This is a genomic window from Mixta calida, assembly GCF_002953215.1.
In the GTDB taxonomy this organism is placed as follows: Bacteria; Pseudomonadota; Gammaproteobacteria; order Enterobacterales; family Enterobacteriaceae; genus Mixta; species Mixta calida.
Map to the genome: position 1 here is coordinate 3,367,227 of NZ_CP026378.1, position 24,925 is coordinate 3,392,151.

Sequence of the window (24,925 nt, forward strand, 5' to 3'; positions counted from 1 at the left end):
GTTGCCCCTTCAGGCACCAGGCCATTTCCCGCATGCGGCGGTTATCCAGCCCCTGATTAAACACGCCGTTCACGTAAACCCAGCGCGGCAGCTGACGGCAGGCATCCGCCCAGCGGCGCTGGTTCAGCAGCTTCACCAGCGTGGAGCCGCAGGCGTTACCGGTGCCTACGTTGAACGCAAACGACACCACCGCATCGTAGACATGCTGCGGCAGCTGCGTGACGATGCACCGGCCCAGCGCCGCCTCCGTGCGCAGCACGTTGGTAATCAGGCTCTCCGCCGCCTGCCGCTCCGTGATGGCTTTGCCCGGCACCACGCCGTGGGTGTTGCCGATCCCGTCCGTCCATTTTCCGGCGCTGCACTGGTACGGCTGCAGCCTGCAGCCCTCAAAATCGGCAATCAGCTTCAGCCCCTCCACCGAGGTGTGCAGCTGCTGAAAGCCCGGCAGCGTGGCGGCAATCGCCAGCACCAGGCCCACCGTACAGCGCCTAACGGTTTGCAGATTCATAGTCACCCCGGCTGATGCGGCCACTTTCCAGCAGCTGATAGGTTTTGCGCTTGTAATGCCAGTTGATAAGCGTCATCAGCACGCCCAGCGCCAGCCCCACATACGTGGAAATATCTTTCAGCGACATCTCACCCAGCCAGGCCATCGCCACCGCGATGCACCAGGTGATAAACGCGCTGATGCGTTCTGTTGTCATGGTTTCAGTCCCAAAGCTGTACGGTCTGCGCAGTGGCTGCAGGCGTGACGTCCGGCAGCTCCACCTCCAGCCCGTGGGGTAAAAAGGGGCCGTGTAAAGCCAGCCCCGGATTCGCCTGCAGCACCTGCTCCGTCAGCCCCTGCGTGCGCCCGTAGTGACGCCAGCAAAGCGCATCCACCGTGTCATACTGCTGCGCACGCACTTTCATCAGATAAGCTCCACGATGCTGTGCGGCCGGTCCTGCACGCGGCTGATGGCCCAGCGCGCATCCCGCCACAGATCGCCCGAGGCATCCTCCAGCGCCTCCCCGCGCTTCACGCCTGCCGCCGTGGCGTCATAGTCCTGATAACGCTCGTTCAGTACCGCCCGCGTCCAGCACCACACCGCGTTGCGGTAGTGATGAATGCGCTGGCTCTGCCCGGCCAGCTTTTCTGCCGGTACGTCTGCCAGTGCCACATAGCCCAGCTGCTGCTGACGGGCGCGGTAGTCGTACAGCTCCGCGTTCACTTCAGAAATGGCGGTCAGCACCACCTGACGCAGACGGGGCGCAGTCACGGTGCCGTCCGTTCGCATGGCGCTGCGAAAATCCGCCAGGTTAAGGTCCGGCCAGAACGGCGTGTTTTCGATAATTTCCGGCGTGTCCGGTGCCTGCTCCGGCGCTACAAAGTTCATTGCCGTGGTTCTCCTGAATTAGTTGGGCGGTGGACGGGGTTTTGATAAGGCCTGGCCTGTCGCCACCCCGTGCCGCCCCGCGCGTGGGCACGTCCGGTTATCAGCTGGCGTTGCGCAGTTGGCGCTCCAGCTGTTCAATGTCTTTTTTCACTCCGCAGCGCTCGTCCAGCTGCAGGGCGGTTTTTAAGTGGTTAAGGGCAGTAGCGGGATCGCGTTCACGCAGCAGCCAGCCCAGCGACTTGTGCAGGCGGGCGCGGGACTGGTCCGGCATATCCAGCTCTCCCACCGCATCCAGCGTCTGCAGCAGCAGCCCGGCATCAAACGGGGTGTCAGCCAGCAGCGCCGCCTTTGCCGCGTCAGCCATTTCCTCTGCCAGCAGCGTCTGCACGTTGCGGTTAAAGCCCTGCGGCATCACCCAGCCGTGCTTCAGCGCGTGGCGGCCAATCAGCAGCGCCCCGGCATAGTCCCCGGCATCGATGCGCCAGAGCATCACGTACATCAGCACGTCATCCTGCTGCGCGCCGTTGGCGGCCAGCACGCCGTCCACCCAGTGGGCGTATCCGGGCAGCACTTCCTGCTTGATTTCGGCTTTCTTGACCGTGGACTGGACGCCCTTGAGGCGGCGGCGGTCCTCACCCAGCTGCATCAGCATCAGGTCATAGCCCTTTGCATGGCGAACGCTGCCGCCCTGACGGGCGGCCTGTTCGGCCTGAATGCGCAGGCGGTGCTGCCGTGCGGGACTCAGGCTCATGCGTTACGCTCCGGTATCAGCGGGCGCGCTGAAGTCGCCGAGGGTGATGTTTTCAACCAGGGCCGCACAGCGGTAGTCCTCCACCACGTACGCTTCGTTAACCGACTCAAAGTTTTCAATGCGATCGCGCTTCGGATTATCGATAACCGAGCGGCGGCGGGTCTCCTCCTGCCAGTAAATCGACAGGTTATCCAGGCGGGTAATCAGCACGGCATTCGCCGGGAAGAACGGCGCGCGCACGGCCTGCAGTCCTCCCATGCGTTTCTGGCTGATAATCAGGTCGGCGGCCAGCTTCTCCGTGTTGGCCTGGTCGCTGTTAACCAGCGGGAAATATTTATCGGACAACAGCTCACGCCCGCAGACCACAACCAGCTCGTCGTCGTCCTGAAAAATCGGGTCAATCAGCTCGTTCACCGCATCCATCACCAGCGCGTCCAGGTTGGCATAGGTGCCGCCTTTGCCCACCTTCACCGGGTCCGCCGTGGTTACGCCGTCTTTGGTTACGCTGCCCATCACGTTGTCCGGCGCATCCTCGCGGATTTTCTGCAGCCAGCCCTTGTTAACGTCCTGCAGCAGCGGGTTTTCAGCACGGTTGGACGTTTTGGCGCGCTTCACGCCGTTAAAGCCGATCATGATGCGGTCCAGCGCCTGACGCTTCACGATGGCGTCACGGATGCGCACCTGGAAGTCCTGAAACTTGGCCCACAGGTCCAGCTTCGCGTAGGTCAGCGCCGTGTCAAAGTTGGTCTGCTCGCATTTGTATTCCACGTCCGCCATCAGCGTCGGGTCGGTTGGCTCGCGCTCTTTGCTGGTCGTGTCCGTGGTGCCTGCAATGGTGCTGCCGACGCCGAGGCCCAGCAGCTGGCCGGACTGTTCTGCCACGCCCATCACGTTAATCAGGGTCAGAAACGCGGTGGACTGCTGGATCTGGTCTTCCAGCGTCTGCGCCACGGACGGCTCCACGCTGAACTTGCTGGACAGGTCGGTCACCTCCACGCCGTTCAGGCGGGCCAGCTGCGTCAGGTAGGCGTTAAAGGCAAAGCGGGTATTCTTTTTCATTGGGTCTGTTGCTCCATCAGCAATTGGTCAGGGTGCCTGCCGGTGCGTCGCCGCCCGGTGCGCGCTGGCGATAGTCGTTGCGGCTGTCCTGGCGGGTCAGCTGTTCCTGCAACGCATCAAACGCGGCTTTGTATTCATTCAGTTCGGCTTCCAGCTCGCCGGTGCGCGCTGCCTGCTCCTGCAGGGCGGCATCGGTGCGGGCGCTGAAGTCCTGGTGTTCGGTGGCGATCAGCTCCACCGCCTGATGCACGTCCGAAAAGCGGGCATCGTCGGACTGCTGCTTTTTACGGAACAGCGCGGTGACGCTGGCAAACAGGCCCGGCCTGTCGTCCGGCACCTCTTCCAGCTCGATGGCGGTTTCAACGGCGGCAGTAAACAGGTTGTCCGGGTGTTTTTTACGGTTCGCCAGCGGGTTCTGCGCGGCGCTGGCGCTGAAGGCCAGCATTTCGGTGCCGAGGCTCGCCGGGTCGTCGGTCACCGCCAGGCCAATCAGGTAGGCTTTGCCGGTGTCGGCAAACTTCGGCGCGACTTCCATCGAGGTAAACAGCTTTTGCATTTTCCCGGTCATGGCGATCAGGTCTTCAGTCGGGGAAATGGTGGCAAACAGCCCCAGCTTGCCGTCCAGCAGACCGCCCTGAATTTCTTCCGTGTCCAGCGCATCCACCACGCCAAAGCGGCGGAACGGGCTGTCAGGCGTGTAGCCCTTGATATGTTCCATGTTGATCACGGCGGTGTAGACCTTCGGGTCATAGTTCGCCGCCATCTCTTCCAGCCAGTCGCGCTGGATTTCGCGTCCGTCCGTGGTGGCACCTTCCACTCCGATCCGGAAACGCTTTGCTTTCACTGCCATAGGTCAGGCTCCGTTGAGGAAAAACTCGTGAGGCCCTATGTTTGCGGCGGAAGGGGGTCTGAAACAACGCGGGAACATTGTGTGAAAAACCACACAAAGCACGGCGGCAGAAAAGCAGGCGGCGGGGCCGTATTTTGTGCCCATGACTACGATGATGACGCCCGACGACCTCGATCCCCGCAGGCAGGCCATGCTCCTGTACTTTCAGGGATACCGTATCGCCCGCATTGCTGAAATGCTGGGAGAGAAGCCTGCGACCGTTCACAGCTGGAAGAAGCGCGACAAGTGGGGCGACTATGGCCCGCTTGACCAGATGCAGCTCACCACCGCTGCGCGTTACTGCCAGCTCATCATGAAGGAGCAAAAAGAAGGAAAAGACTTCAAGGAAATTGACCTGCTGGCGCGCCAGTCCGAGCGCCACGCCCGCATCGGCAAATTCAGCAACGGCGGGAACGAAGCGGACCTGAATCCGAAGGTGGCGAACCGCAACAGCGGACCGCGTAAACCGCCGGAAAAAAACGTGTTTTCAGACGAACAGATTGAAAAGCTGCAGGAGATTTTTCACGGCTCGATGTTCGGCTATCAGCGCCAGTGGTGGGACGCCGGTAATAAACACCGTATCCGCAACGTGCTGAAGTCGCGCCAGATTGGCGCCACCTTCTACTTTGCCCGCGAAGCGCTGATTGATGCGCTGACCACCGGGCGCAACCAGATTTTCCTGTCGGCCAGTAAGGCGCAGGCGCACGTATTCAAACAGTACATCATTGAGTTTGCCAAAGAAGTGGACGTGGAACTGAAAGGCGACCCGATGACACTGAGCAACGGCGCGTGCCTGTACTTTCTGGGCACCAATGCCCGCACCGCGCAGAGCTACCACGGCAACCTGTATCTGGATGAATATTTCTGGATACCGAAATTTCAGGAACTGCGCAAGGTGGCGTCCGGTATGGCGCTGCACAAAAAATGGCGGCAGACCTACTTTTCCACGCCGTCCAGCCTGACCCACAGCGCCTATCCGTTCTGGTCCGGTGCCCTGTTCAACCGCGGCCGCGCCAAAGCCGATCGCGTGGACATCGACCTGACGCACCCGAACCTGTCGCCGGGCCGCCTCTGTGATGACGGCCAGTTCCGCCAGATTGTCACCGTGGAGGATGCGGTGCGCGGCGGCTGTAACCTGTTTGACCTTGACCAGCTGCGCCTGGAGTACAGCCCGCCGGAATATCAGAACCTGCTGATGTGTGAGTTTGTGGACGACCTGGCGTCCGTGTTCCCGCTCACGCTGCTGCAGGCGTGCATGGTGGACAGCTGGGAAGTCTGGACCGATTTTGAGGCGCTGGCCCTGCGCCCGTTCGGCTTCCGGGAAGTCTGGATAGGCTACGACCCGGCCAAAGGCACGCAGAACGGCGACAGCGCCGGGTGCGTGGTGATCGCCCCGCCTGCCGTGCCGGGCGGCAAGTTTCGCATTCTGGAGCGCCACCAGTGGCGCGGCATGGACTTCCGCGCCCAGGCGGAGGCCATCAGAAAGCTGACGCAGCAGTACAACGTGACCTATATCGGCATTGACTCCACCGGCGTCGGCCTGGGCGTGTATGAAAACGTGAAGATGTTCTTTCCGGCGGTGAAGGAGTTTGTCTACAACCCGAATGTGAAAAACGCCCTGGTGCTGAAGGCGTACGACATTATCAGTCATCAGCGCCTGGAGTTTGACGCCGGGCACCTTGACATCGCGCAGTCATTCATGGCGATCCGCAAAGCCGTCACGGCCAGCGGCAATCGCCCCACCTATGAAGCCAGCCGCAGCGAGGAAGCCAGCCACGCGGACCTTGCCTGGGCGACCATGCATGCACTGGCAAACGAACCCCTGCAGGGCGAAGCGGCCCATACCCGCAACATTATGGAGATTTACTGATGAGCAAACGAAAAAGCCGCGCCCGCACGCAGCCGGTAAGCCAGCCGGAAAAAATGACCGGCGCACCGGCGGCGGAAGCGTTCACCTTTGGTGACCCGGTGCCGGTTCTCGATCGCCGTGAACTGCTGGACTACGTGGAATGCGTGGTGATGGACCGCTGGTATGAACCGCCGGTGAGTTTTGACGGGCTGGCGCGCACCTACCGCGCCGCCGTGCATCACAGCTCACCGATTGCCGTTAAGCGTGACATTCTCAGCAGTACCTTTATCCCGCATCCGTTGCTCAGTCAGCAGGCTTTTACGCGCTTTGTGCAGGATTATCTGGTGTTTGGTAATGCCTATCTGGAGAAGCGTACCAACCGCCTGGGCGGTATTCTCTCGCTGGAGCCAGCGCTGGCAAAATATACCCGGCGCGGCACCGATTTGGACACCTACTGGTTTGTGCAGTATGGCCTGACCACGCAGCCTTACCAGTTCACGCCGGGCAGCGTTTTTCATCTGCTGGAGCCTGACATCAATCAGGAAATTTACGGGCTTCCCGGCTACCTCTCAGCCATCCCGTCTACGCTGCTGAATGAGTCGGCCACACTGTTCCGCCGGAAATATTACCTTAACGGCAGCCATGCCGGATTTATCATGTACGTGACCGATCCGGCGCAGAGCCAGGAGGACGTGGACAGTATGCGCAAGGCGATGCGAAGCGCGAAGGGGCCGGGCAATTTCCGTAACCTGTTTATGTACTCACCGAGCGGGAAAAAGGACGGGATTCAGATTATCCCGCTGTCAGAGGTAGCGGCAAAGGATGAGTTTCTGAACATCAAGAACGTGTCACGGGATGACATGATGGCTGCGCACCGCGTACCGCCGCAGATGATGGGCATCATCCCGAACAATACCGGCGGATTTGGCGACGTGGAAAAGGCCAGTCGCGTGTTTGTGCGTAACGAACTTATCCCTCTGCAGAAACGCCTGGGGGAATTGAACAGCTGGCTGGGTGAAGAAGTGATCCGCTTTGCTCCATACAGCCTGGATACCGGCGACATACCTTCCGCCTGACCCGTGAACCACATTTAACACGACTACCTCATTAAAGCGCCTCAGCAGCATTCTGCGGGGCGCTTTCTTTTTTACCGTTCCGCTTTCGCTTCATAATCCCAACACGCCAGCGTGCCGCTGATGCAGCCAATTCTGCACCATTAACCCAGCCAGCGCGCGCTCGTACCCCCGCCACGCCTGCCCGCTTTATGTAGTGGTTTTCATGCAGGTGCATGAGATACGCAAAGGCCCGCCATTACTGGCGGGCCCAGGCATTTGCGATCCTCTGCGGATCATGCGTTTTCATGCGGCATAGTCATGCACTAACGCCTCGCTCTGCTCGTTGTTCAACCCCGTCCGCGCAAAAAGCAAGTTTTAACGCGGTCGGCGTTCACTTAATGCAGCCAGCTGTCATCTTCCCAGACGGCCTGAAGAATATTCATTACGTTCTTTTTATCTTCATCCTGTCTCAGGCCGTTCAGCTGCACGCTGGTTGCACTGCTCCTTCGGATACGAACAGCCATTGCGGGATAGTGGGGGTGCAAATTTTTAAGCAATTCAGCTTCCAGCGCGTCCAATGTTGCCTGGCTGATTTTTTGCTCTTTATCAATCATGATTTCAACTTGCATAGCTGGTTCTCCCTGTTAATGCTGGCTGCGTTCTGTTATCCGATCGTATTCATCAAGTCTTGTCAGCAGACACGTTGTCAGCTCTGCAATCCATGCCACAGCCAGCTCTTTATCACTCCTGTTGCAGTCAGCCGCATTAATAAGTCGGGCAACTAAATCAATACGTTGCAATTGAACCGATTCTTCAAGTAAATCCTGCACTTTTCCCCCTTCACTCAACCACTGTACATAAATACAGTATAGTTTTTCTGGCGGATTTTAAAATGATTTTTTATCTCACTATGGGATAAATCTTACAATTCCCTGATTTTAAATCTCATAAGGATTAGTGGGTTATAACCAGGCCAGCTAAGACCATTGCCGCCACTTGTCATCCTCCTGCAGACGCTGGTTGCGGTAAAAAATCCGCAATCCTGCGCCGGACGGTATGCTGCCGCCACGTAACAGCAGGTCGATTTCTTTTTCACTCCCGTCAAATCCCCTGATTTTCAGCTCTGCTTCCAGTTGCAGCCGCTGACTGTCAGTAATTTCCTGTTTGTAGCCTTTTCTCCGCTTCGGTTTCACCTGCTGCATCCTTGCCCGCAGTTCACGCAGTTCTTTCTTGCTCATGGTCAGGAAGTCCGGGCACGGTTCCGGCCCTTCTTTACCGGGCAGATCGCCCCCTGTAATGTTTAAATTTTCTACAGGGGGACAGTTATTGCCACGAGTCCAAGGGGCGCAAGCGCCCTGGTCGGCTGAAGCCTCCTGAAGGTCAACGGCTTTACGAACCATTTTCCACTTAACCGCGTGCGTACAAATTTTGCCTTCAATAAGTGGTGACCAGATACCATAAATGCGGATGCCGTGATCGCCGTAGGCGCTCGGCTCCTCGTTACGCTCATAGGCCGTTCGGATAAGGTGATGTTTGCGGGGAACCAGCACGCCGCCCTGTTTCATGATGTAGGTGGCAAAGCAGCCCACATCAGCAGCAGCCAGCACCGCGTCCAGACTGGCGTTTTCAAGTACCGGCGCGCCCGGCTTTTTATCACCGCCCATGCGGCTGTTCTGACTTGCCAGCAGGCGCAGCTCCCGGTAAGCCTGACGTCCCGGAATACCAAAGAAACGGAACTGCTGCACGCGGTGCAGCGATGCCCATGCGTTTACGTTTTCCGCATTGTCACGCAGTGATTTACCGGTTTCCTTGCTGATTTCGCCAGCCAGTCCGCGCCCGTCGATGTTCTTGCTGATGTATTTGGCAATGTAGCTGGTCGGGCTGCCTTTTTTGGGGTTAATCAGTTCAGACTTAAAGCGCGGTCCGGTATTGTTTCCCAGCTCCGCACGATCTTCTCGAATGGCGAACTTACGCAGCAGCGCCGTAATTGAGCGGCGTTCTTTCTTGCGCATAAAGCACAGCAGATGCCAGTGTACGGTGCCGTCATGGTGCGGTTCAGCAACGCGGACGCCATACCAGCGCAGACCGGCCTTATGCATGGCCTTGCGGAACGCGGCAAACGTATCAACCAGATAATCACTGCTCTGGCGGACCGTTTCACTGGTCCACTTCGGATTAGGTCTGCCGTTGCTCAGGGTGGCGTGGAAGCGTGACGGGCAGGTGATGGTATAGAACACGGCGCAGTCGCCGCGCATTTCCGCGATAAGCTCCAGCCCCTTAACGCAGGCCATCATTTCATTACGGCGGTGTGCGGGGTTACTGCTGCTGGCGTTCACCACGTCTTCCATATCCAGCGTGTCGCCGCTTTCATTAACCAGTTCATGCGAGCGGAAGAACTCAAGCGATTTCCGGCGCTGCTCGCGTTTGTGGATCACGGCTTCATAGCTGACATACGGGGAGGCTTTTTTGTTGACCAGGCATACGGCGCGCAGCTGTTCCTCCCGCCACTCGCAGCGCATTTGCCACAGCTTGCGATACCACCAGTCCGCGCACAGCATACGGGCCAGCGACGGCGGAATAAGGTCATAAGGAACGGGCTTACGGCGGCGCTTTTTACGGCGCAGCTGGTCCCAGGCGGGCGGGATGACGTCCAGCCGCATGGCTTCAGCGGCCACCCTTTCCCATGCCTGCCTGATTTGTTCCGGTTTAACCTCATCGGCAACAAACAGATCGCTACTGGCCGCATCCAGACACATGCTCATGTGTGCCGCAACCAGCGTGGACAGGCGCTTGACCTGATGCTGATTCATTTCAGGCAGCACCAGCAGCCCTTCCAGACCGTCATGGCTTGCCATAAACCGGAACGACGCAGACACCTGACTGTCACGCACGCGGGACAGCCTTTCCAGGCATGGCCTGATGGTTTCATTCAGATAACGGGAATAGGCTTTGGGCTTGTCCAGGCGCTGGAAATAGTTAATGCGCTCCATCAGCGGTTTGCTGATGTGGGCAGGTTCGGCGTTTACGTCAGCCAGAATAACCAGATCGGGATTGAAGCGCTGCTGTTCGTGGGCCATTCTGGCGCGGCTGACCAGATTATCCTGTGCCATTTCACGTAAGACGGGATCGCGGGACTCGTTATAAAAAAAGCGATTCCATGCCTCATCACTCTGTGCTTCGCGGCGCAGCTGTTCGTGCTTCCCGTCAGCAGCGTAAAGAGTGATAAGGGTTGAAAGCGCTGATGCCGGCACCGGCTCAGTTGTTTTCAGGCGCGGGTTAACCGCTTCCCGTGGAGCGTTCCACGGGTAAGCGTATTCTTTCTGCATCAGAGGCCGCCCCGGTAGTGGCGATTTTTCAGCTCTGCGATTTCCTGGCAGGTGACACAACACTGCACGCCCTGAATTGCGCGGCGGCGCGCTTCCGGGATCGCGGCATCACATTCTTCGCAAAAAAATTTGCTGACGTGAACGGGGCGACTGGTCGCCTTATAAAGATGGCGCGCCAGTTCTTCCTGCACACGTTCCTGTACGCGGTCCATTGAGTCGCTCATCAGTGCAGCTCCTGTGATTCGCTTTCATAACGTGCAGCTTCCTGGCGGATAAGCTCTGCCGCTTCAATGCCGTTCAGCTCCTTCTGATGAATATGAAGGGCAAGCGCAACAAGACGCTCAGAAACGCGCAGCGCACGCTCTTTGCGTTCCTCGTTGCGTGCCTTATTGAGCAGTGCCACCATTGCGTCTTTATCAGCTTCAAAACTACGGGTTTCAATATTTCGCATATTTCTTTCTCCAGAATTTGGGCAAAAGAATGCCCGGCGGGTTTACGCCATTTAATTTCGTTGGGTTAATTAATTAGGTAACGTCAGTTTTTTGGGAAATAAACTCACGACTGCACGAATATGATTCATTGCACTTATCAGCGCGTATTTTTCATCACTCGTCAGTTCATCAAATTCAACGTCATGACGTTCTGACCGGATATTTGCCAGAAAGAAAATTGCGCCTAATGCCCTTTTGTTCTGCTCGTACTGCGTATCGCGCTTGTCGCGCATATCAGCCATAAAACGCTTCAGCTCATTACCGCAGTTATCACCCCACAATTTCGTGCGGATAGCCGCAATGTGATTCAGGCCGTTAACACGCTGACCGGCGCTTAACTGAACAGCAATGTTTTCACCTTCAATTGCCATTTTTTCTTTCTCCCGTTTCCGGTTAAACCTGCCAGCAGTTCCGCCTGGTTATTTGACGGGTGCCAGCGCCTGCCGTCCTGCCCCATTATCCAGCCATGACCGTAAGAGGGTGACGGGCTTTGCTGCTTCAGCAGAGGGGCCACTGAAAATGCCATGCTTACCTCAGCTGATACCGATCGAGGCGCCAAGACCGCTGATAGCGTCCACGGTGCTGGCAAGCGTCGGGTTTGAATGAATGCGCGTCTGTACGGCCATTGCGGCCAGCGTCAGACAGCGAATACCGCTGTTTACGTTCTGAATTAAGCCACGGCGGCAGGACGTTGTGATTTTGTCCTGAACAACTGCAGCGGCGGCCAGCTGCCCTACTTCTGCAGTGGCTTTGAGGACGTAAGAAGATAATTTTTCCTGCGCCACTTCATTAACCGGTACACATGGCAGGCACTGCAGCTGTGCCAGCATCCCATCAACCAGCGTGGCATCTTCGGTCAGGTCGGTAAGGATCAGCACTTCCCGAACCGTAAGCTGATGCACCTGTTCCGGGTTCAGCTTGTTGCTGATGGTCTGCGGATTCAGACCCGCTTTCTTAGCCAGCTGGATGATATTGTGCTTTGCCGCAAATGCCCGGCAGGCTTCATCAAAATGGCTATGTGTTGAAACGCGAAAATCAAACATGACTTAAATCCCTTTAGGTCTCAACATGAGACGAGTTCATCAACAATGATTTCAAAACGAGAATGACCGAGAGCCTTTGACAGTTGATCTTTTTTGTAACGCAGGTAATAAATCTCCACCCAGCTTTTATTTTTCTCTTTATTTTTTAGGAATTTAGCCAATGCACCGCGATGAATCCGGCTATATACTGCGCTCCTAGAAAGGTTTTCTAGCGCTGCAAATTCACTTGGAGTAACAACCACTTTTGGTATACGAATTGAAATCTTTTCGCTCATAGTGCAGTATCCCGAGTTTGTTTTAGGGTTTCGCTCGGTCTCGCAAGGTCTTTCACGGTTACCAAAACGAGAACTTGATGCGGATAGTAAGATCTCATTATTGGTACGTCAACAGGAAAATCCATGAATAGGATCACAGTGGGTACAGATTCCGGTGGCAGAGAAGCCATTCACCGCATCGTAGAAGCGTATGGCTTCAAATCAAGACAGCAGCTTTGCCTTCATTTGGATGTATCGAAAAGCACTATGGCAAACAGGTACATGCGTGACAGTTTCCCTGCTGAATGGGTAATCCAATGCGCTCTTGAAACTGGGGCTTCTTTGCTATGGTTAAGCACAGGGCAAGGTGAACCGTTCTCAAATAGTGAACGCCCAAGCAGCTTTAAAGCACATTCCCTAGCGCCTGCTCTTGATAAATACCTTTTAGCTGATGGATCATTAGTTAGCGAAGGGAAATTTATTATTGATAGTTCCTTACTGCCGCAAAATACCAACAACTTGATTTATCTTTCCAACAATCATAAAAGTTATATTATTGACAAAGACATCAATGAAATTAAAGATGGCGTATGGTTAGTTAAAATCGAAGGTTTATTTAGCCTTAGAAAAATCAACAGAATCCCTGTAAATAAAATAAGAGTTTCTGACGAAAATATATCTTTCGATTGCTCTTTAGACGAAATCGAACTAATCGGACGAGCAAACATTACTTTAAATAAAAACTAATATGACTGTAAGAAAACTGCCGAATGGTAAATGGATATGTGAGTGTTATCCTGGCGGGCGCGAAGGGAAAAGAATAAGAAAGCAATTCGCTACCAAAGGCGAAGCAATCGCTTTTGAAAGCTTTACGATGGAAGAGACTGACAGCAAGCCGTGGCTAGGCGAAAAAGCTGATAGGCGTAAGCTCTCGGAACTCATTCAACAGTGGTACTCACTATACGGTCAAACACTTGCTGATCCAAAAAGGATGCTGGCAAAACTCCATATCATATGCAGGGGTTTAAGTGATCCCGTAGCAGCCGATCTTACTGCTGGCATGTTTACCTCCTATCGTGAGGCTCGTCTGAAGGGCGAAGTTTTAGACGAGAATGGCTTACCTATGTCTCCAGTAAAGCCACGTACCGTTAACCTTGAGCAACGCAACTTATCTTCTGTTTTCGGCACTTTAAAAAGACTGGGGCACTGGCAAGCACCTAACCCCTTATCTGGGTTACCTACATTTAAAATAGCAGAAGGCGAATTATCTTTTTTAGCCCCTGTAGAAATAAAGCGAGTATTGGATGCTTGCGCCGAGTCTTCTAACAAAGATTTGCTTAGTGTAGCTAAAATTTGCTTAGCTACAGGTGCCCGATGGAGTGAAGCTGAAAATTTGCAGGGGCATCAAATTACCAAATACCGTATTACTTATACAAAAACGAAAGGGAAAAAGAATAGAACTGTTCCCATATCCAATAGTTTGTATGAAGAATTACCAAAAAGCCGAGGAAAACTATTTAAGCCTTGCCGAAAAGCCTTTGAAAGAGCCATTAATCGCGCAGGAATTGAGTTACCAGAAGGACAATGTACCCATGTATTAAGGCATACGTTTGCAAGTCATTTTATGATGAATGGCGGCAACATCTTAGTCTTGAGAGATATTTTAGGACACGCCGATATAAAAATGACAATGGTCTACGCGCATTTTGCACCAGACCATTTAGAAGATGCGGTAACTAAGAACCCCCTGCACAACCTAAACTGGAGCAAAACCTAATGGCGGCAAAGTGGCGGCGCAGTGCGAAACGGTGCGAAACCTTGCAAAACCGTGAAAGACCAAATCACTGTTTTTAAAGGCAAACCATTGTTTAACCAAGCATAGAAATAGTATGTAGGAATTTCGGACGCGGGTTCAACTCCCGCCAGCTCCACCAAATGTTGATCCGGATACGTCTGGTGAAGTACGGAAAGCCCGCATGGCATAAGCCTTCGCGGGCTTTTTTGTATCTGTTGTTGTCCGAGAGCATCCGGCTAAATCCGGTGATTATTGGTATACGTTTAGGTATACGGTAGGATGTATACCTAAAAGCGTATACCAATTCATGAAGGAGCGGCCACAGTGGCACGGACAACACGCCCCCTGACCAACACCGAAGTTCTGCGCGCTAAAGCGTTAGAGAAGGATCTAACGCTGCATGATGGCGATGGGCTTTTCCTGATAGTGAAGACCAGCGGGAAAAAGCTCTGGCGTTTCCGTTATCAACGTCCGGCAACAAAGCAGCGCACCATGATGGGCCTTGGTGCTTTCCCTGCCCTTTCGCTGGCAGATGCCAGACGCTTACGTGCTGATTACCTCTCTTTACTCGTTAATGGAATTGACCCACAGGCGCAGGCCGAACAGGTTACAGAACAACAGCAGATAGCGTTAGACAGCATTTTTTCAACCGTAGCCGCAAACTGGTTTGCTTTGAAGCAAGGCAGCATTACGCCGGATTATGCTAAGGATATTTGGCGCTCTCTTGAGAAAGATGTTTTTCCCGCCATTGGCGAGATACCAGTGCAGGAGATTAAAGCCCGTAAGCTTGTAGAAGCATTAGAGCCGATTAAAGCTCGTGGTGCTTTAGAAACCGTTCGCCGTTTAGTACAACGTATTAACGAAATCATGATTTATGCGGTTAATACCGGGCTGATTGATGCTAACCCTGCCTCCGGTATCGGGATGGCGTTTGAAAAGCCTAAAAAGCAGAATATGCCTACACTGCGACCAGAGGAATTGCCGAAGCTTATGCGCTCTCTGGTTATGTCCAATCTATCTATTCCGACTCGTTGTCTGATTGAATGGCAGCTTCTTACGCTTGTGCGCCCTTCTGAGGCTTCCGGAACACGGTGGGTAGAGATCGATCTTGATGCTAAGCTCTGGACAATCCCGGCCGAACGAATGAAGGCAAAGCGTGAACATATTGTTCCTTTGTCATCTCACGCGTTAGAGATTTTAGAAATGATGAAGCCTATCAGTGCGAATCGCGGGTAATGGTCCCAACTTATTGATAGTGTTTTATGTTCAGATAATGCCCGATGACTTTATCATGCAGCTCCACCGATTTTGAGAACGACAGCGACTTCCGTCCCAGCCGTGCCAGGTGCTGCCTCAGATTCAGGTTATGCCGCTCAATTCGCTGCGTATATCGCTTGCTGATTACGTGCAGCTTTCCCTTCAGGCGGGATTCATACAGCGGCCAGCCATCCGTCATCCATATCACCACGTCAAAGGGTGACAGCAGGCTCATAAGACGACCCAGCGTCGCCATAGTGCGTTCACCGAATACGTGCGCAACAACCGTCTTCCGGAGCCTGTCATACGCGTAAAACAGCCAGCGCTGGCGCGATTTAGCCCCGACATAGCCCCACTGTTCGTCCATTTCCGCGCAGACGATGACGTCACTGCCCGGCTGTATGCGCGAGGTTACCGACTGCGGCCTGAGTTTTTTAAGTGACGTAAAATCGTGTTGAGGCCAACGCCCATAATGCGGGCGGTTGCCCGGCATCCAACGCCATTCATGGCCATATCAATGATTTTCTGGTGCGTACCGGGTTGAGAAGCGGTGTAAGTGAACTGCAGTTGCCATGTTTTACGGCAGTGAGAGCAGAGATAGCGCTGATGTCCGGCAGTACTTTTACCGTTACGCACCACCCCGTCTGTAGCTGAACAGGAGGGACAGCTGATAGAAACAGAAGCCACTGGAGCACCTCAAAAACACCATCATACACTAAATCAGTAAGTTGGCAGCATCACCGCCGTCATCATTGATATAAAACAATTTGCCTGCCGAAGTGCTGAACCTTTCGAGCATTACCACCTGGCCGCCATATACCATGCTTTTCAGTTTTTCCCGCTCGCGTGGCCCGTGTGGCGGCAGCTGATTTGTATAACCGTTAAAAGCGCGGCGCTGCATATTAACCAGCTGAAAACCCGATGACCAGTTGTCATCAAAAACGTACTCACTGTCAATGCGCGACCAGGCATGAGATGGACTCATGATTAACTCAAATTTCTCAGGTTCAAGATTATCGCGCGGCAGGTAGTAAAGATCCGTTCCAGGTAGACCATAGCTCATACATCATTTCCCTATGATGAAAAACCATACAATTACACACCTTTTTTGAAAGGATAATATAGGCCACATTTCTGTGGCCGTTGAGCGTTATCAGATCAAAGATTGACGCACCCTGTGCCACTTTGCCAGAAGTGATTACCCTAAAGCTTGTGATACGAGATGATACTGACAGCGATAGAATACGTGGGAAGCGGATTTACATCTGCTCATGCTATTTACTCCCTGATTTGCTGGTAACAAACCGAGGCAGTATTCAGCACGAGCATTCTATGGCCAAAGCCCCATAAGAAAGATCGCCGCCTCCCAGGAGGTGTTTAAGTTTGACAAAAAAAGCCCGCCAAAGCGGGCTTACTCTGTCTAACTAACCAAACTGTCAATTTTCCATCTTTCTTTTATCATTTTTCCTGGATACCTCCCCGTTTCACCGCCTGAGCGCCCCTCAGCGGGTTTACTCAGTTTCAAGTGGGAAGATTTCGCACAGCCTTTCACTCATCACCACTACAGCATCCACAAATTCGCTGTTCAGCTTAATTTCTGGATGCTGCCGAAGAATCTCAACCAATACCGCGCCCACAAGTAAATCTTGCTCTAATGCCAGACTCATACTCATTCCCCGGTTCGCTGTAGAAGGAGTGTGATCTATAGCACAATATTTTGCTATTTGAGTTATGCATAGCTTTTTTATCAGGTGCGCTCCCTTATCGAGACAGTTTAAAACTACGGGATATTGCTGAAAGCAGTGGTTTTATTGCCTTATGGCGATATCCGAATTTTTGCTTAATGATTAAGGCTCGGCCTGTCAGGACGCGATTACATCAAACCTCAGGAAGCCTGCAGACACCGATGCCCAGCCCACTTATCGCCTTCCCTGCCATGCTGATAACAACGACAGCCGCTTCGGCCTTTCCCGTCACTTTACGGCATATTCCTAAGGCAGATGCCCAACGGCCGTGCCATTCTTAACTACACTGTTGAGGTTGATAACGTTTAAAGAGGGATATATGAAAAAATCAATCATCGCACTGTCTGCACTGCTGCTGGCTTCTCCTGTTTTTGCTGCAACTACACACGCTACCGATGACACTGTCGCCACCGCGCATGAAGGGGCGAACACCGCGAAAGAAAAACTGCATCAAACCCAGAATCAGGGCGAGGAGCTGAAGCTTAAATCTGAGCATGCCGCCGAAGGTAAAAGCCACAACCTGAGCAGCCGCGCCAGCGAAGGCACGCAGAAGGCATGGCACAAAACCAAAGAAGGTACCGAAAAAGGCTGGGACGCCACGAAAGAAGGCACTGAGAAAGGCTGGAATAAGACCAAAGAAGGCGCCAGCGACCTTAAAAACAAAGTCACCGAATAAGGTAACGCTTTACCCGGACAAAGGCCGCTTTAGCGGCCTTTTTTATGGGTGGAATTCAGCGGGTGCCTGGACGGGCCTGCATCCCGAAGCCCGCTGGCCGCCACTGTACAACATTGCTCTTGCTTTAGGTTACGGACAGTTAACAACCTTACCCTTTCAGCCGCTGATATTCATACAGCCTGTCTCTGGCGAGATTTTTCATCTTCACCTCACACATAATATCGAACGCATCGAATGATAACGCCCAGTCATTAAGCGTGTCGTTGAAATAGAAATCGGAGTGCGCCCGTAGCTTTGATTTGGCCAGGCCCAGCGTTTGCTGATCGGGAAAACCCTGTTCGGGAATCAGCCCTTCCTGGGAAATGGAATAGTGCAGAACGGGCCGGACGCCGCGCCAGGATTCTTTAATAAGTTCGATGCGCGCATCGTCCGGCTGAATAAACGCATTCTCCTTCACCCAATGGTGATGGATATCCAGTACGATGGGACAGAGATCTCTGGCCTGGAGTACATCATCAAGCGAGCAGGAGATCTCATCGTTCTCTACCGTCAGCATATTTTGGGCTTCCGGGCTAAGCCTGCTAAAGGCGGTTTTGAAACCGTCGAAGCCTCCCCTGCCGTTCATATGCACGTTGATTTTAAAATCCTGGAAGGTTTTCCCGTAGCCCATCATTTTGGCGCACAGCGCGTGATACTCCACATCCTCAAGCGCCCTCGTCACCACGTCCGGGTTATCCGACGCCAGCACCGAATACTGGCCGGGATGAAAAGAGAGACGGATGTTGTTCGTGCGCGCCATCTCGCCGCATTGGACAAACAGCGCCGCCAGGTCGGGTAGAAAATCCTGATAAAGCGGCAGCGCTTCCGGCACGGTATAGAGCGGCAGCAGATCGCTGCCGATGCGCATCATGCGTAGTTCGTCGGGCAGCTGCGCCAGCTGCTGAAAGATCGCCAGCAGGTTGGTCAGGTTAATGGTGGAGTATTCATAAACCAGCTTCACTCGGTCTTGTTGATTCAGTCCCAGGAAGCGCTTACGGGTGGGCGATTTAAAAGGGAAAAGCTGTAGCGACTCCGGGTTAAGAAATTTACAAGCGAAACCAAGTTTCATAATCACTCCTGTCAGATACATCCCTCAAGTCTAATCACTATTAAAAAAGTTGGGTAAAAAGGGGATGGTAACGCGTGGGTTGCGGTTTAAAGAAAGCGGACGCTGTCGCTGGGCAACTGGCTGCTGGCGGTCCTGCTCTGCATAAGCCTGTTGCAAATCCTCATCGCGCCACAGGCGGGCAGAAAAAATCAGATCGGCTAAGCGCGCCATTCTGGCGTTTTGAGTCGCGATCTCTCACAATACGTTCGAACCGGGGACGACCCCGGTTTCATTTCACTCACGTCCGGGACGGCCCGGCTCTTAACAGAAGGAGAGCCAGCATGGCCTGGATCTTGTTAACCGTTGCAGGCTTATTCGAAGTGGTCTGGTCTTTCGCCATGAAGCAGTCGCAGGGCTTCACTCGCCTCGGACCTTCCGTGATCACTATCGCGGCAATGATCGTCAGCTTCGCGCTGCTGGCGGTGTCGATGAAATCGCTGCCGCTGGGCACCGCCTATACTCTCTGGACCGGCATCGGTGCCGTCGGCGCGTTTGTCGCCGGGCTGCTTTTTCTTGGCGAACCGGCGACGCCGATGCGCATCGCCGCGGCCGTACTGATCGTTGCAGGGCTGGTGCTGATGAAGCTCGCTTCCTGAGTCCTGCGCTGAGGCCCGGCGGGCGGCATTAAGCCATTGATGCTATGGCTATCGACGTTGTGATCGTCAACGGCTTTTCTAAAATGTCGGTTCACTGAACGGCGGCCATAAAAAACCGGCAGAATGCTGTAGCGTTACAGTCATTCTGCCGGTCTGTTTACTCAGTCAGCGTCCTCACGATCGTCACTGCGGGTTCGTCTGAACCCAAAGCGGTTCTGAGGCATCCTGGCCGTTTTGCTGTCAGTGCTGTTGACGTCTTTCAGACGGTGCCCTGCCACTGACTGCGGAATGTGTCGGAATGCTTTTTTCGCCTGCCAGTAAGACATGATTTTTTCTTCATCCGTCTCTGCTTCGGCAAGCTGCTGTAATCGCTCAAGAATCGAGTGATTATTTAAAGCACCCCGGTTGTCCAGAATGGACATTACCGCTTCGCCCAGGGCCACATGCATATTTTTTAACTCTTCTTTATCCAATTTCTCTCCTGTGCTGATGATAACGAAAACTGGCTTTTCGGCAGAGCAACGTCGCTTCTTTTATAGAAGACGACGCCACGACGCTGCGGAAAGACCAGGCGTTTTTCGGGCGGCGACTGTTCTGCGAGGCAACAGCGACGCCAAAATCAGGAGAGGTTTACTGCAAACAGACATAGCAAAATAACGTTGCGATATAACGGCAGGCGGCTGAGCGCGGCATGCATAGCAGAATATGATTTACTCGCGGCCCAGCGCTAACGCCAGCAGGCCATAATAATGTTTTTCCATTTCCGTTCCCGTGGCGCCATCCAGTCGCGCCACCAGCTTTGAACAGATCGCTTTACGATTTACCGTTTGACCGGCACGTAAAATTTCTTCCACAATTTGTCCCAGCGTCTCCTGCTGGGTTGGAAGCGAACTCTCTGCCATCGTGCATGACTGCGCAAGATTATGCCCAGTCTCAGGTGTCCATCGTTGCTGCTGCATCATCGGCGCCCTCATGGTCAGATTAAAAAACAGGCTAACGGTCTGGTGGCTAAACTATACAAAAACCTAAAAGCTGTACAGGTTTTTTTGATCATTTTGTTAATTTTGCGTCACTTTCAGGAAATCAGGCGATCCGGCCTTCTACCCAGAGTTCGCTTTCAGCTCAGTTTCCTGCCAGACGCTATCAATAAAAAAGGCCGGATTAACCGGCCTTAACAGAAGATTCAGGAGAGCGCTTCGACGGGCGCCGCCTGCGATCGCGCGCGCCACAGCTGTATCCAACGCTGAATGGAGGCGATCATGATGACCACGCCCAGCGCCACCATAATGATCGAGATGGTGCCGTTAAACAGGTTATAGCCTTTTGCCTCGGCGTTGAAATAGACGTTTTTCACCATCCACCAGGCGGCGTAGTTAACCGTAACGTAGAGATAAGCAAGCGGAATCAGGCAGGTCAGCATATATCTGCGCTTCTGTCCCATACGCAGAATAATGGTGGCGCCGATCATCAGGCCAATGGAGGCCATCAGCTGATTGGATACGCCAAACAGCGCCCAGACCGAGTTAATATCGCCGGAGTTCAGCAGATATCCCCACAGCAGACAGGCGACGATGCTACAACCGATCGCGCCCGGCATCCAGTTGGTGCGCTTCAGCGGCGCCCAGATATCGCCCAGAAAATCCTGTAACAGGTAGCGCGCCACGCGGGTGCCGGAATCGACGGCGGTCAGAATAAACACCGCTTCAAACATCACCACAAACTGGAAAAAGTAGGAAGCCAGATGGCTGAACCAGGGGATGCGGGTGAAGATATCCGCCATGCCGACCGCCAGCGTTACCGCGCCGCCGGTGCGCCCGTAAAGGTCGAGTCCAATCGCTTCGCTGAGCTGCGGCAGATGCACCACATTCATGCCTAAGCCGGCAAACACCTCCGGCGTCGAGTTGATCGCGAAATAATCCGCCGGATGCAGTGCGGTAGCGGCAATCAGCGCCATGACGCCCACCACGCACTCTGCCAGCATAGCGCCGAAGGCGACCGGCAGGATATCGTTCCACTTATCGATCTGTTTCGGCGTGGTGCCGGAGCCGATAAAGGCGTGGAAACCGGAGATCGCGCCGCAGGCGATGGTAATCGAGATAAACGGCCAGACCGGACCAGCCAGCACCGGCCCGTTGCCGTGGATAAACTGCGTCACAGCCGGAAACTGGATTTCCGGGTTGATAAACACCACGCCGATAACCAGCGCGCCAAACACGCCGATTTTCATAAAGCTGGAGAGATAGCCGCGCGGCGTCAGCAGCATCCATACCGGCAGAGCGGTAGCGAAGAAGGCGTAAAAAGGCAGCAGCATGCTGACGGTGGAGGCTTTCAGGCTAAGCCAGGCGCCGAACGCGGAATCCTGAATATAGGGGCCCGCGATAACGCAGCCGAAAATCACCAGGATACCAACCCAGGTCGCGCCGCGCATACTGCCGGTAACGCGCTCCCACAGCCCAACGCCAATCGCCACCGGAATAGTCATAAAGACCGCAAAGGTGCCCCACGGGTTGCGCTCCAGCGCATGCACCACCACCATCGACAGACCTGCCATGGTAATGGTGATGATAAACAGCATCGCCAGGCCGGTGCACCAGCCAGCAACCGGTCCCAGCTCTGACTTCGCTACTTCAGAGAGTGATTTCCCCTGATGCTTCATCGAGGCGAACAGCACCACGGTATCGTGCACCGCCCCGCCGATTACGCAGCCGATCAACAGCCAGAGGAAGCTGGGAAGATAGCCGTACTGCGCGGCCAGCACCGGTCCTACCAGCGGCCCGGCGGCGGCGATAGCGGCGAAATGGCTGCCGAAGTTCACCCATTTTTTCGTCGGCACGTAATCCTTGCCGTCTTCCAACTGATGCGACGGCGTAACCTCGCTGTCATCGGCGTTCAGCACTTTACGGACGAAAAATACCCCATAAAGGCGATAGCAGATAGCGAGGATACTCAGCGTCGCGATAACAAACGTCAGTGCGTGTGACATAGCTCACTCCAGAGATAAAAAGAATCGGGGCTATCCTGTCACGACGCGCGCTTACCAGCGGCGACAAAGCGCGTCAGCGGCGCTATGGCGCGCTAAACGGTCGGAAAACGGCATTAAGCGGCGGTCAGCATGAGGGATAAACGGCGGACGGCGCAGATGATATTCAGGCGGAGGCTTATCTTTCAGGGGACTTTTTGCGCCGTCGGGAAACAATCTGTACCGCAGGATGCAGGATGCAGGATGCAGGATGCAGGATGCAGGCGAGACGATAAAACACAGAGAAAAAATTAAAGGCTATCTGTTGCCGTGCTCCGCCCGTTTCTGCGCAACAGTAGATAAACGAGCGCGAGTCGGCAACATGCCGTTTAGTGTGTAAACAGGCTAAAGGTATGGCTGTAGTAACTCGCCATCCAGCCTACATAAACCAGCCATACCAGCAGCACGCCGGCTAAACCCAATTTCATTGACATGACGACTCTCCCTTATTGCCAGGCTTGCGCCTCTTCTCGCAATAACTTGCCAGAGCGTGAAATGCCATAAATTGCGCCAGATCAATCAAGCCGGATATATGTGAAAAATGTAGAAATGATGTAGATCATTATTTACTTTTTCTCGCTGCGGTTGTTTTTAAGCGCGGCATCAGCAGCGGTGAACTTCCAGAAAATAGCGCGCCTGCTTTCCTGTTAACCTGGCCGTTTGTTTATTTTCGTAGGCGGAACCCAACGACCGCCGCGCGGATAATTAAATTTTAATCTTGTTAAGTCAGTCGCTTAACCGTTTTTCGCCGTCATAATTATTTCAAACATGATAATGATAATTAGTGTGATAACATCCAGCATGTTTAAGAAATTTTAGCGTCATGTTGCCGTAATTTAACCAGCAAAAAATTCAGGTTTTCGCCGGAATTATCCATACCGGAGCAGACACACTGGAGAGGGGCTAATTATGGAACCAATAGTTTATGTGGTGGATGACGACTATTCGGTCAGGCAATCGCTGGTAAGTTTGCTGACGGCGGAAGATTATCAGGTCGCTGATTTCTCCTCCGCACAGGCGTTTCTCGCCTACCCTTTCAGCCCGGCGCCAGGCTGTCTGATTCTGGATATGAATATGCCGGAAGCAAACGGCTTTGACGTGACTGAAACCTTGCCCCATCTCGACTGCCTTATTCCTATGATCTTTCTGACCGGCTACGGCACGATTCCGCTGACGGTCAAAGCGATGAAAGCGATCTCAGACAGCATAAGCGTCATACGATGAACGATTTAAAGATTCAGAATCGGGTGCTGTCTTACCATCGGAGCAAGAAGCCGCCTGAGGTTCGTATCTTCTCGCGCCCGGAAAATAATAATCCGCTTCCCTAAACCTTGTTCACTCACCAAAATGAGGATGTTTGTATGACTATGTTCACGACACAGGATGGCGCCCAGCTCTATTACAAAGACTGGGGCTCGGGTAAGCCGGTCCTTTTCAGCCACGGCTGGCCGCTGGATGCGGATATGTGGGACAGCCAGCTCAATTTCCTCGCTGAGCGCGGCTACCGCGCCATCGCCTTTGACCGTCGCGGCTTTGGCCGTTCAGAGCAGCCGTGGGAAGGCTACGATTACGATACTTTCGCTTCCGACATCAACGATCTGCTGACTCATCTCGATCTGAAAGAAGTGACGCTGGTCGGCTTCTCAATGGGCGGCGGCGACGTGACGCGCTATATCAGCCGCTACGGCAGCGCGCGCGTCTCGGCGCTGGTATTGCTGGGCGCAGTGACGCCGATTTTCGGCAAGACGGAAGACTATCCGCAGGGCGTCGATATGAGCGTGTTTGAAGGCATTCGCGACGGACTGCGTAAAGATCGCGCGCAGTTTATCAGCGATTTTTCTCCGATTTTTTACGGCACCAACGCCGGACAGACCGTGTCGGAAGGCGTGCTGACCCAGACGCTGAATATCGCCCTGCTGGCGTCGCTGAAAGGCACCATCGACTGCGTCACCGCCTTCTCGGAAACCGACTTCCGTCCCGACATGGCGAAAATCGACGTGCCGACGCTGGTGATCCATGGCAGCAACGATCAGGTGGTGCCGTTTGAAAGTACCGGCAAAGTGGCGGCGGAGATGATTCGCAACGCGGAGCTGAAGGTGTATGACAATGCGCCGCACGGCTTTGCCGTCACGCATCAGGATCAGCTGAACAACGATCTGCTGGCCTTCCTGCAAAGCCGTTAAGCAAAAAAAGGGAGGATGCGCCGCATCCCCCTTTCATTCCTGCATTTTTACAGACGCGCGATCTCTTCGGGCGAACGGTAGATTTTCAGGCCGCGCTGCTGCGCCACCTCAATATCCTTATCCGCCCCTTGCGATGCGCCTTCAATGCGGTAGATGGCGTCGCACTTGCCAATCAGCCGGTGCGCCACCGGGTAAAGCAGCGACTCGCTGATGGCATCGTCCAGCCGCTGCGAACCGGCGGCCTTCGCCAGCGGCAGCGCCAGCCATTCGCCGATCACCGGCACGTGTCCGCGCTGATAAACCTCCCATGCCGCCTGCTCCAGCCGCTGAAGATTCTGCGCGATCAGCCTTTCGTCGCCGTTGGTGCCGCTGCGATAAGGCCCGGCGATAAGGATCAGTTCCACATTCATAGCT

At 54.2% G+C, this 24,925-nt stretch carries 31 protein-coding genes and 2 pseudogenes; 9 read left to right on the top strand and 24 right to left on the bottom strand.

Annotation, left to right across the window (positions count from 1 at the left end):
• Positions 1-4 precede the first annotated feature (4 nt).
• From C2E16_RS16040 to C2E16_RS16070, 7 genes and pseudogenes are all read right to left on the bottom strand, one after another.
• A pseudogene (locus C2E16_RS16040) lies at positions 5-508 on the bottom strand (lysozyme); the annotation flags it as partial.
• Positions 489-704, bottom strand: coding sequence for an HP1 family phage holin (locus C2E16_RS16045; protein ID WP_084971050.1), 216 nt, complete (start codon positions 702-704; stop codon positions 489-491). The gene C2E16_RS16045 and the pseudogene C2E16_RS16040, both read right to left, overlap by 20 nt.
• A gap of 4 nt (positions 705-708) precedes the next feature.
• Positions 709-912 carry a tail protein X gene (locus C2E16_RS16050; protein ID WP_084971048.1) on the bottom strand — a complete coding sequence of 68 codons (204 nt, stop codon included), beginning with the start codon at positions 910-912 and terminating at the stop codon, positions 709-711.
• On the bottom strand, positions 912-1,376 hold the full coding sequence (locus C2E16_RS16055; RefSeq protein WP_084971046.1) for a head completion/stabilization protein: 465 nt from the start codon (positions 1,374-1,376) through the stop codon (positions 912-914). Before C2E16_RS16055 ends, C2E16_RS16050 begins: the two co-directional genes overlap by 1 nt.
• 100 nt (positions 1,377-1,476) lie before the next feature.
• Positions 1,477-2,127 carry a phage terminase small subunit gene (gene gpM / locus C2E16_RS16060; RefSeq protein WP_084971044.1) on the bottom strand — a complete coding sequence of 217 codons (651 nt, stop codon included), beginning with the start codon at positions 2,125-2,127 and terminating at the stop codon, positions 1,477-1,479.
• Positions 2,128-2,130: 3 nt separating this feature from the next.
• Complete coding sequence (locus C2E16_RS16065; protein WP_084971042.1) at positions 2,131-3,186, bottom strand: phage major capsid protein, P2 family; 1,056 nt, start codon at positions 3,184-3,186, stop codon at positions 2,131-2,133.
• Between the two features lie 16 nt (positions 3,187-3,202).
• Complete coding sequence (locus C2E16_RS16070) at positions 3,203-4,036, bottom strand: GPO family capsid scaffolding protein (RefSeq protein WP_084971040.1); 834 nt, start codon at positions 4,034-4,036, stop codon at positions 3,203-3,205.
• 142 nt (positions 4,037-4,178) lie between these two features.
• On the opposite strand from C2E16_RS16070, the gene C2E16_RS16075 reads away from it, so the two are divergent.
• Positions 4,179-5,945, top strand: a complete 1,767-nt coding sequence (locus C2E16_RS16075) for a terminase ATPase subunit family protein (RefSeq protein ID WP_084971038.1) — start codon at positions 4,179-4,181, stop codon at positions 5,943-5,945.
• Positions 5,945-7,000, top strand: a complete 1,056-nt coding sequence (locus C2E16_RS16080) for a phage portal protein (RefSeq protein ID WP_084971036.1) — start codon at positions 5,945-5,947, stop codon at positions 6,998-7,000. Before C2E16_RS16075 ends, C2E16_RS16080 begins: the two co-directional genes overlap by 1 nt.
• A gap of 374 nt (positions 7,001-7,374) precedes the next feature.
• On the opposite strand, the gene C2E16_RS16085 is transcribed toward C2E16_RS16080, so the two are convergent.
• The 9 genes from C2E16_RS16085 to C2E16_RS16125 all read right to left on the bottom strand — a co-directional run bounded on the left by C2E16_RS16085 (position 7,375) and on the right by C2E16_RS16125 (position 12,114).
• On the bottom strand, positions 7,375-7,608 hold the full coding sequence (locus tag C2E16_RS16085; protein ID WP_084971034.1) for a DinI-like family protein: 234 nt from the start codon (positions 7,606-7,608) through the stop codon (positions 7,375-7,377).
• 15 nt (positions 7,609-7,623) lie between these two features.
• Positions 7,624-7,809, bottom strand: coding sequence for a hypothetical protein (locus C2E16_RS16090; protein WP_084971032.1), 186 nt, complete (start codon positions 7,807-7,809; stop codon positions 7,624-7,626).
• A 147-nt stretch (positions 7,810-7,956) separates the two neighbouring features.
• Complete coding sequence (locus C2E16_RS16095; protein WP_084971030.1) at positions 7,957-10,305, bottom strand: replication endonuclease; 2,349 nt, start codon at positions 10,303-10,305, stop codon at positions 7,957-7,959.
• Entirely contained in the window at positions 10,305-10,529 is a 225-nt protein-coding gene (locus C2E16_RS16100; protein ID WP_084971028.1) for a TraR/DksA family transcriptional regulator, read from the bottom strand. Before C2E16_RS16100 ends, C2E16_RS16095 begins: the two co-directional genes overlap by 1 nt.
• Positions 10,529-10,756, bottom strand: a complete 228-nt coding sequence (locus C2E16_RS16105) for a DUF2732 family protein (RefSeq protein ID WP_084971026.1) — start codon at positions 10,754-10,756, stop codon at positions 10,529-10,531. The genes C2E16_RS16100 and C2E16_RS16105 overlap by 1 nt, the downstream gene beginning before the upstream one ends.
• Positions 10,757-10,825: 69 nt before the next feature.
• Positions 10,826-11,167: a DUF5347 domain-containing protein gene (locus C2E16_RS16110; RefSeq protein WP_084971024.1), complete on the bottom strand. Its 342-nt coding sequence runs from the start codon at positions 11,165-11,167 to the stop codon at positions 10,826-10,828.
• The gene (locus C2E16_RS16115) at positions 11,131-11,322 is read right to left on the bottom strand and encodes a phage filamentation protein Fil family protein (protein WP_084971022.1); all 192 of its coding nucleotides are present in this window, start codon (positions 11,320-11,322) and stop codon (positions 11,131-11,133) included. Before C2E16_RS16115 ends, C2E16_RS16110 begins: the two co-directional genes overlap by 37 nt.
• A gap of 7 nt (positions 11,323-11,329) precedes the next feature.
• Positions 11,330-11,839, bottom strand: a complete 510-nt coding sequence (locus tag C2E16_RS16120; protein WP_084971020.1) for a phage regulatory CII family protein — start codon at positions 11,837-11,839, stop codon at positions 11,330-11,332.
• Between the two features lie 20 nt (positions 11,840-11,859).
• Positions 11,860-12,114 carry a Rha family transcriptional regulator gene (locus tag C2E16_RS16125; protein ID WP_084971018.1) on the bottom strand — a complete coding sequence of 85 codons (255 nt, stop codon included), beginning with the start codon at positions 12,112-12,114 and terminating at the stop codon, positions 11,860-11,862.
• Between the two features lie 123 nt (positions 12,115-12,237).
• Between C2E16_RS16125 and C2E16_RS16130 the strand changes: the two genes are divergently transcribed.
• From C2E16_RS16130 to C2E16_RS16140, 3 genes and pseudogenes are all read left to right on the top strand, one after another.
• Positions 12,238-12,840, top strand: a complete 603-nt coding sequence (locus tag C2E16_RS16130) for a phage repressor protein CI (RefSeq protein ID WP_084971016.1) — start codon at positions 12,238-12,240, stop codon at positions 12,838-12,840.
• A 1-nt stretch (position 12,841) separates the two neighbouring features.
• Complete coding sequence (locus C2E16_RS16135; protein ID WP_084971014.1) at positions 12,842-13,870, top strand: site-specific integrase; 1,029 nt, start codon at positions 12,842-12,844, stop codon at positions 13,868-13,870.
• A gap of 342 nt (positions 13,871-14,212) precedes the next feature.
• Positions 14,213-15,118, top strand: a pseudogene (locus tag C2E16_RS16140) (phage integrase central domain-containing protein); the annotation flags it as partial.
• A 16-nt stretch (positions 15,119-15,134) separates the two neighbouring features.
• Here the strand turns inward: C2E16_RS16140 and C2E16_RS16145 are convergent.
• The 3 genes from C2E16_RS16145 to C2E16_RS20895 form a co-directional block, all read right to left on the bottom strand.
• Positions 15,135-15,832 (bottom strand): IS1-like element IS1A family transposase gene (locus tag C2E16_RS16145; RefSeq protein ID WP_103215986.1). Its coding sequence is split into 2 segments (ribosomal slippage): positions 15,135-15,583 and positions 15,583-15,832, totalling 699 coding nucleotides; the frame shifts between segments, so codons are not numbered across the junction.
• Between the two features lie 28 nt (positions 15,833-15,860).
• Positions 15,861-16,208, bottom strand: a complete 348-nt coding sequence (locus C2E16_RS20620) for a hypothetical protein (RefSeq protein ID WP_145055605.1) — start codon at positions 16,206-16,208, stop codon at positions 15,861-15,863.
• A gap of 448 nt (positions 16,209-16,656) precedes the next feature.
• Positions 16,657-16,818 (bottom strand): hypothetical protein, encoded by a 162-nt coding sequence (locus C2E16_RS20895; protein WP_167401677.1) that lies wholly within the window; start codon positions 16,816-16,818, stop codon positions 16,657-16,659.
• Between the two features lie 391 nt (positions 16,819-17,209).
• Here C2E16_RS20895 and C2E16_RS16155 point away from each other — a divergent pair, with 391 nt between their 5' ends.
• A complete protein-coding gene (locus tag C2E16_RS16155; protein ID WP_038624625.1) occupies positions 17,210-17,566 on the top strand; it encodes a hypothetical protein in 357 nt (118 codons plus the stop codon).
• 148 nt (positions 17,567-17,714) lie between these two features.
• Here C2E16_RS16155 and C2E16_RS16160 read toward each other — a convergent pair whose 3' ends face one another.
• Positions 17,715-18,674, bottom strand: coding sequence for an apurinic/apyrimidinic endonuclease family protein (locus tag C2E16_RS16160; RefSeq protein ID WP_084971072.1), 960 nt, complete (start codon positions 18,672-18,674; stop codon positions 17,715-17,717).
• 320 nt (positions 18,675-18,994) lie between these two features.
• On the opposite strand from C2E16_RS16160, the gene sugE reads away from it, so the two are divergent.
• Positions 18,995-19,309 (top strand): quaternary ammonium compound efflux SMR transporter SugE, encoded by a 315-nt coding sequence (sugE, locus tag C2E16_RS16170; RefSeq protein ID WP_084971075.1) that lies wholly within the window; start codon positions 18,995-18,997, stop codon positions 19,307-19,309.
• Positions 19,310-19,470: 161 nt separating this feature from the next.
• Here sugE and C2E16_RS16175 read toward each other — a convergent pair whose 3' ends face one another.
• The 3 genes from C2E16_RS16175 to C2E16_RS16185 form a co-directional block, all read right to left on the bottom strand.
• Positions 19,471-19,782 carry a hypothetical protein gene (locus C2E16_RS16175; RefSeq protein ID WP_084971077.1) on the bottom strand — a complete coding sequence of 104 codons (312 nt, stop codon included), beginning with the start codon at positions 19,780-19,782 and terminating at the stop codon, positions 19,471-19,473.
• Positions 19,783-20,019: 237 nt separating this feature from the next.
• Positions 20,020-20,268, bottom strand: a complete 249-nt coding sequence (ycgZ, locus tag C2E16_RS16180) for a regulatory protein YcgZ (protein WP_038629904.1) — start codon at positions 20,266-20,268, stop codon at positions 20,020-20,022.
• A gap of 224 nt (positions 20,269-20,492) precedes the next feature.
• Positions 20,493-22,292: a carbon starvation CstA family protein gene (locus C2E16_RS16185; protein WP_084971079.1), complete on the bottom strand. Its 1,800-nt coding sequence runs from the start codon at positions 22,290-22,292 to the stop codon at positions 20,493-20,495.
• 945 nt (positions 22,293-23,237) lie between these two features.
• On the opposite strand from C2E16_RS16185, the gene C2E16_RS16190 reads away from it, so the two are divergent.
• Together C2E16_RS16190 and C2E16_RS16195 are read left to right on the top strand one after the other, a co-directional pair.
• Positions 23,238-23,552, top strand: a complete 315-nt coding sequence (locus tag C2E16_RS16190; RefSeq protein WP_084971081.1) for a response regulator transcription factor — start codon at positions 23,238-23,240, stop codon at positions 23,550-23,552.
• A 137-nt stretch (positions 23,553-23,689) separates the two neighbouring features.
• Complete coding sequence (locus tag C2E16_RS16195) at positions 23,690-24,511, top strand: alpha/beta fold hydrolase (protein ID WP_038624614.1); 822 nt, start codon at positions 23,690-23,692, stop codon at positions 24,509-24,511.
• A gap of 47 nt (positions 24,512-24,558) precedes the next feature.
• Here the strand turns inward: C2E16_RS16195 and C2E16_RS16200 are convergent, their stop codons facing one another.
• Positions 24,559-24,921, bottom strand: a complete 363-nt coding sequence (locus C2E16_RS16200) for a DUF4406 domain-containing protein (RefSeq protein ID WP_038624612.1) — start codon at positions 24,919-24,921, stop codon at positions 24,559-24,561.
• Positions 24,922-24,925: the final 4 nt, after the last annotated feature.

Coding starts and splice junctions, on each gene's coding strand:
- C2E16_RS16125 (WP_084971018.1), bottom strand. CDS start 12,114: ATGAGCGAAAAGATTTCAATTCGTATACCAAAAGTGGTTGTTACTCCA.
- C2E16_RS16095 (WP_084971030.1), bottom strand. CDS start 10,305: ATGCAGAAAGAATACGCTTACCCGTGGAACGCTCCACGGGAAGCGGTT.
- C2E16_RS20895 (WP_167401677.1), bottom strand. CDS start 16,818: ATGAGTATGAGTCTGGCATTAGAGCAAGATTTACTTGTGGGCGCGGTA.
- ycgZ (WP_038629904.1), bottom strand. CDS start 20,268: ATGCAGCAGCAACGATGGACACCTGAGACTGGGCATAATCTTGCGCAG.
- C2E16_RS16130 (WP_084971016.1), top strand. CDS start 12,238: ATGAATAGGATCACAGTGGGTACAGATTCCGGTGGCAGAGAAGCCATT.
- C2E16_RS16085 (WP_084971034.1), bottom strand. CDS start 7,608: ATGCAAGTTGAAATCATGATTGATAAAGAGCAAAAAATCAGCCAGGCA.
- gpM (WP_084971044.1), bottom strand. CDS start 2,127: ATGAGCCTGAGTCCCGCACGGCAGCACCGCCTGCGCATTCAGGCCGAA.
- C2E16_RS16045 (WP_084971050.1), bottom strand. CDS start 704: ATGACAACAGAACGCATCAGCGCGTTTATCACCTGGTGCATCGCGGTG.
- C2E16_RS16190 (WP_084971081.1), top strand. CDS start 23,238: ATGGAACCAATAGTTTATGTGGTGGATGACGACTATTCGGTCAGGCAA.
- C2E16_RS16105 (WP_084971026.1), bottom strand. CDS start 10,756: ATGCGAAATATTGAAACCCGTAGTTTTGAAGCTGATAAAGACGCAATG.
- C2E16_RS16185 (WP_084971079.1), bottom strand. CDS start 22,292: ATGTCACACGCACTGACGTTTGTTATCGCGACGCTGAGTATCCTCGCT.
- C2E16_RS16080 (WP_084971036.1), top strand. CDS start 5,945: ATGAGCAAACGAAAAAGCCGCGCCCGCACGCAGCCGGTAAGCCAGCCG.
- C2E16_RS16110 (WP_084971024.1), bottom strand. CDS start 11,167: ATGGCAATTGAAGGTGAAAACATTGCTGTTCAGTTAAGCGCCGGTCAG.
- C2E16_RS16160 (WP_084971072.1), bottom strand. CDS start 18,674: ATGAAACTTGGTTTCGCTTGTAAATTTCTTAACCCGGAGTCGCTACAG.
- C2E16_RS16070 (WP_084971040.1), bottom strand. CDS start 4,036: ATGGCAGTGAAAGCAAAGCGTTTCCGGATCGGAGTGGAAGGTGCCACC.
- C2E16_RS20620 (WP_145055605.1), bottom strand. CDS start 16,208: ATGAGCTATGGTCTACCTGGAACGGATCTTTACTACCTGCCGCGCGAT.
- sugE (WP_084971075.1), top strand. CDS start 18,995: ATGGCCTGGATCTTGTTAACCGTTGCAGGCTTATTCGAAGTGGTCTGG.
- C2E16_RS16135 (WP_084971014.1), top strand. CDS start 12,842: ATGACTGTAAGAAAACTGCCGAATGGTAAATGGATATGTGAGTGTTAT.
- C2E16_RS16065 (WP_084971042.1), bottom strand. CDS start 3,186: ATGAAAAAGAATACCCGCTTTGCCTTTAACGCCTACCTGACGCAGCTG.
- C2E16_RS16195 (WP_038624614.1), top strand. CDS start 23,690: ATGACTATGTTCACGACACAGGATGGCGCCCAGCTCTATTACAAAGAC.
- C2E16_RS16055 (WP_084971046.1), bottom strand. CDS start 1,376: ATGAACTTTGTAGCGCCGGAGCAGGCACCGGACACGCCGGAAATTATC.
- C2E16_RS16075 (WP_084971038.1), top strand. CDS start 4,179: ATGACTACGATGATGACGCCCGACGACCTCGATCCCCGCAGGCAGGCC.
- C2E16_RS16115 (WP_084971022.1), bottom strand. CDS start 11,322: ATGGCATTTTCAGTGGCCCCTCTGCTGAAGCAGCAAAGCCCGTCACCC.
- C2E16_RS16050 (WP_084971048.1), bottom strand. CDS start 912: ATGAAAGTGCGTGCGCAGCAGTATGACACGGTGGATGCGCTTTGCTGG.
- C2E16_RS16155 (WP_038624625.1), top strand. CDS start 17,210: ATGAAAAAATCAATCATCGCACTGTCTGCACTGCTGCTGGCTTCTCCT.
- C2E16_RS16200 (WP_038624612.1), bottom strand. CDS start 24,921: ATGAATGTGGAACTGATCCTTATCGCCGGGCCTTATCGCAGCGGCACC.
- C2E16_RS16100 (WP_084971028.1), bottom strand. CDS start 10,529: ATGAGCGACTCAATGGACCGCGTACAGGAACGTGTGCAGGAAGAACTG.
- C2E16_RS16120 (WP_084971020.1), bottom strand. CDS start 11,839: ATGTTTGATTTTCGCGTTTCAACACATAGCCATTTTGATGAAGCCTGC.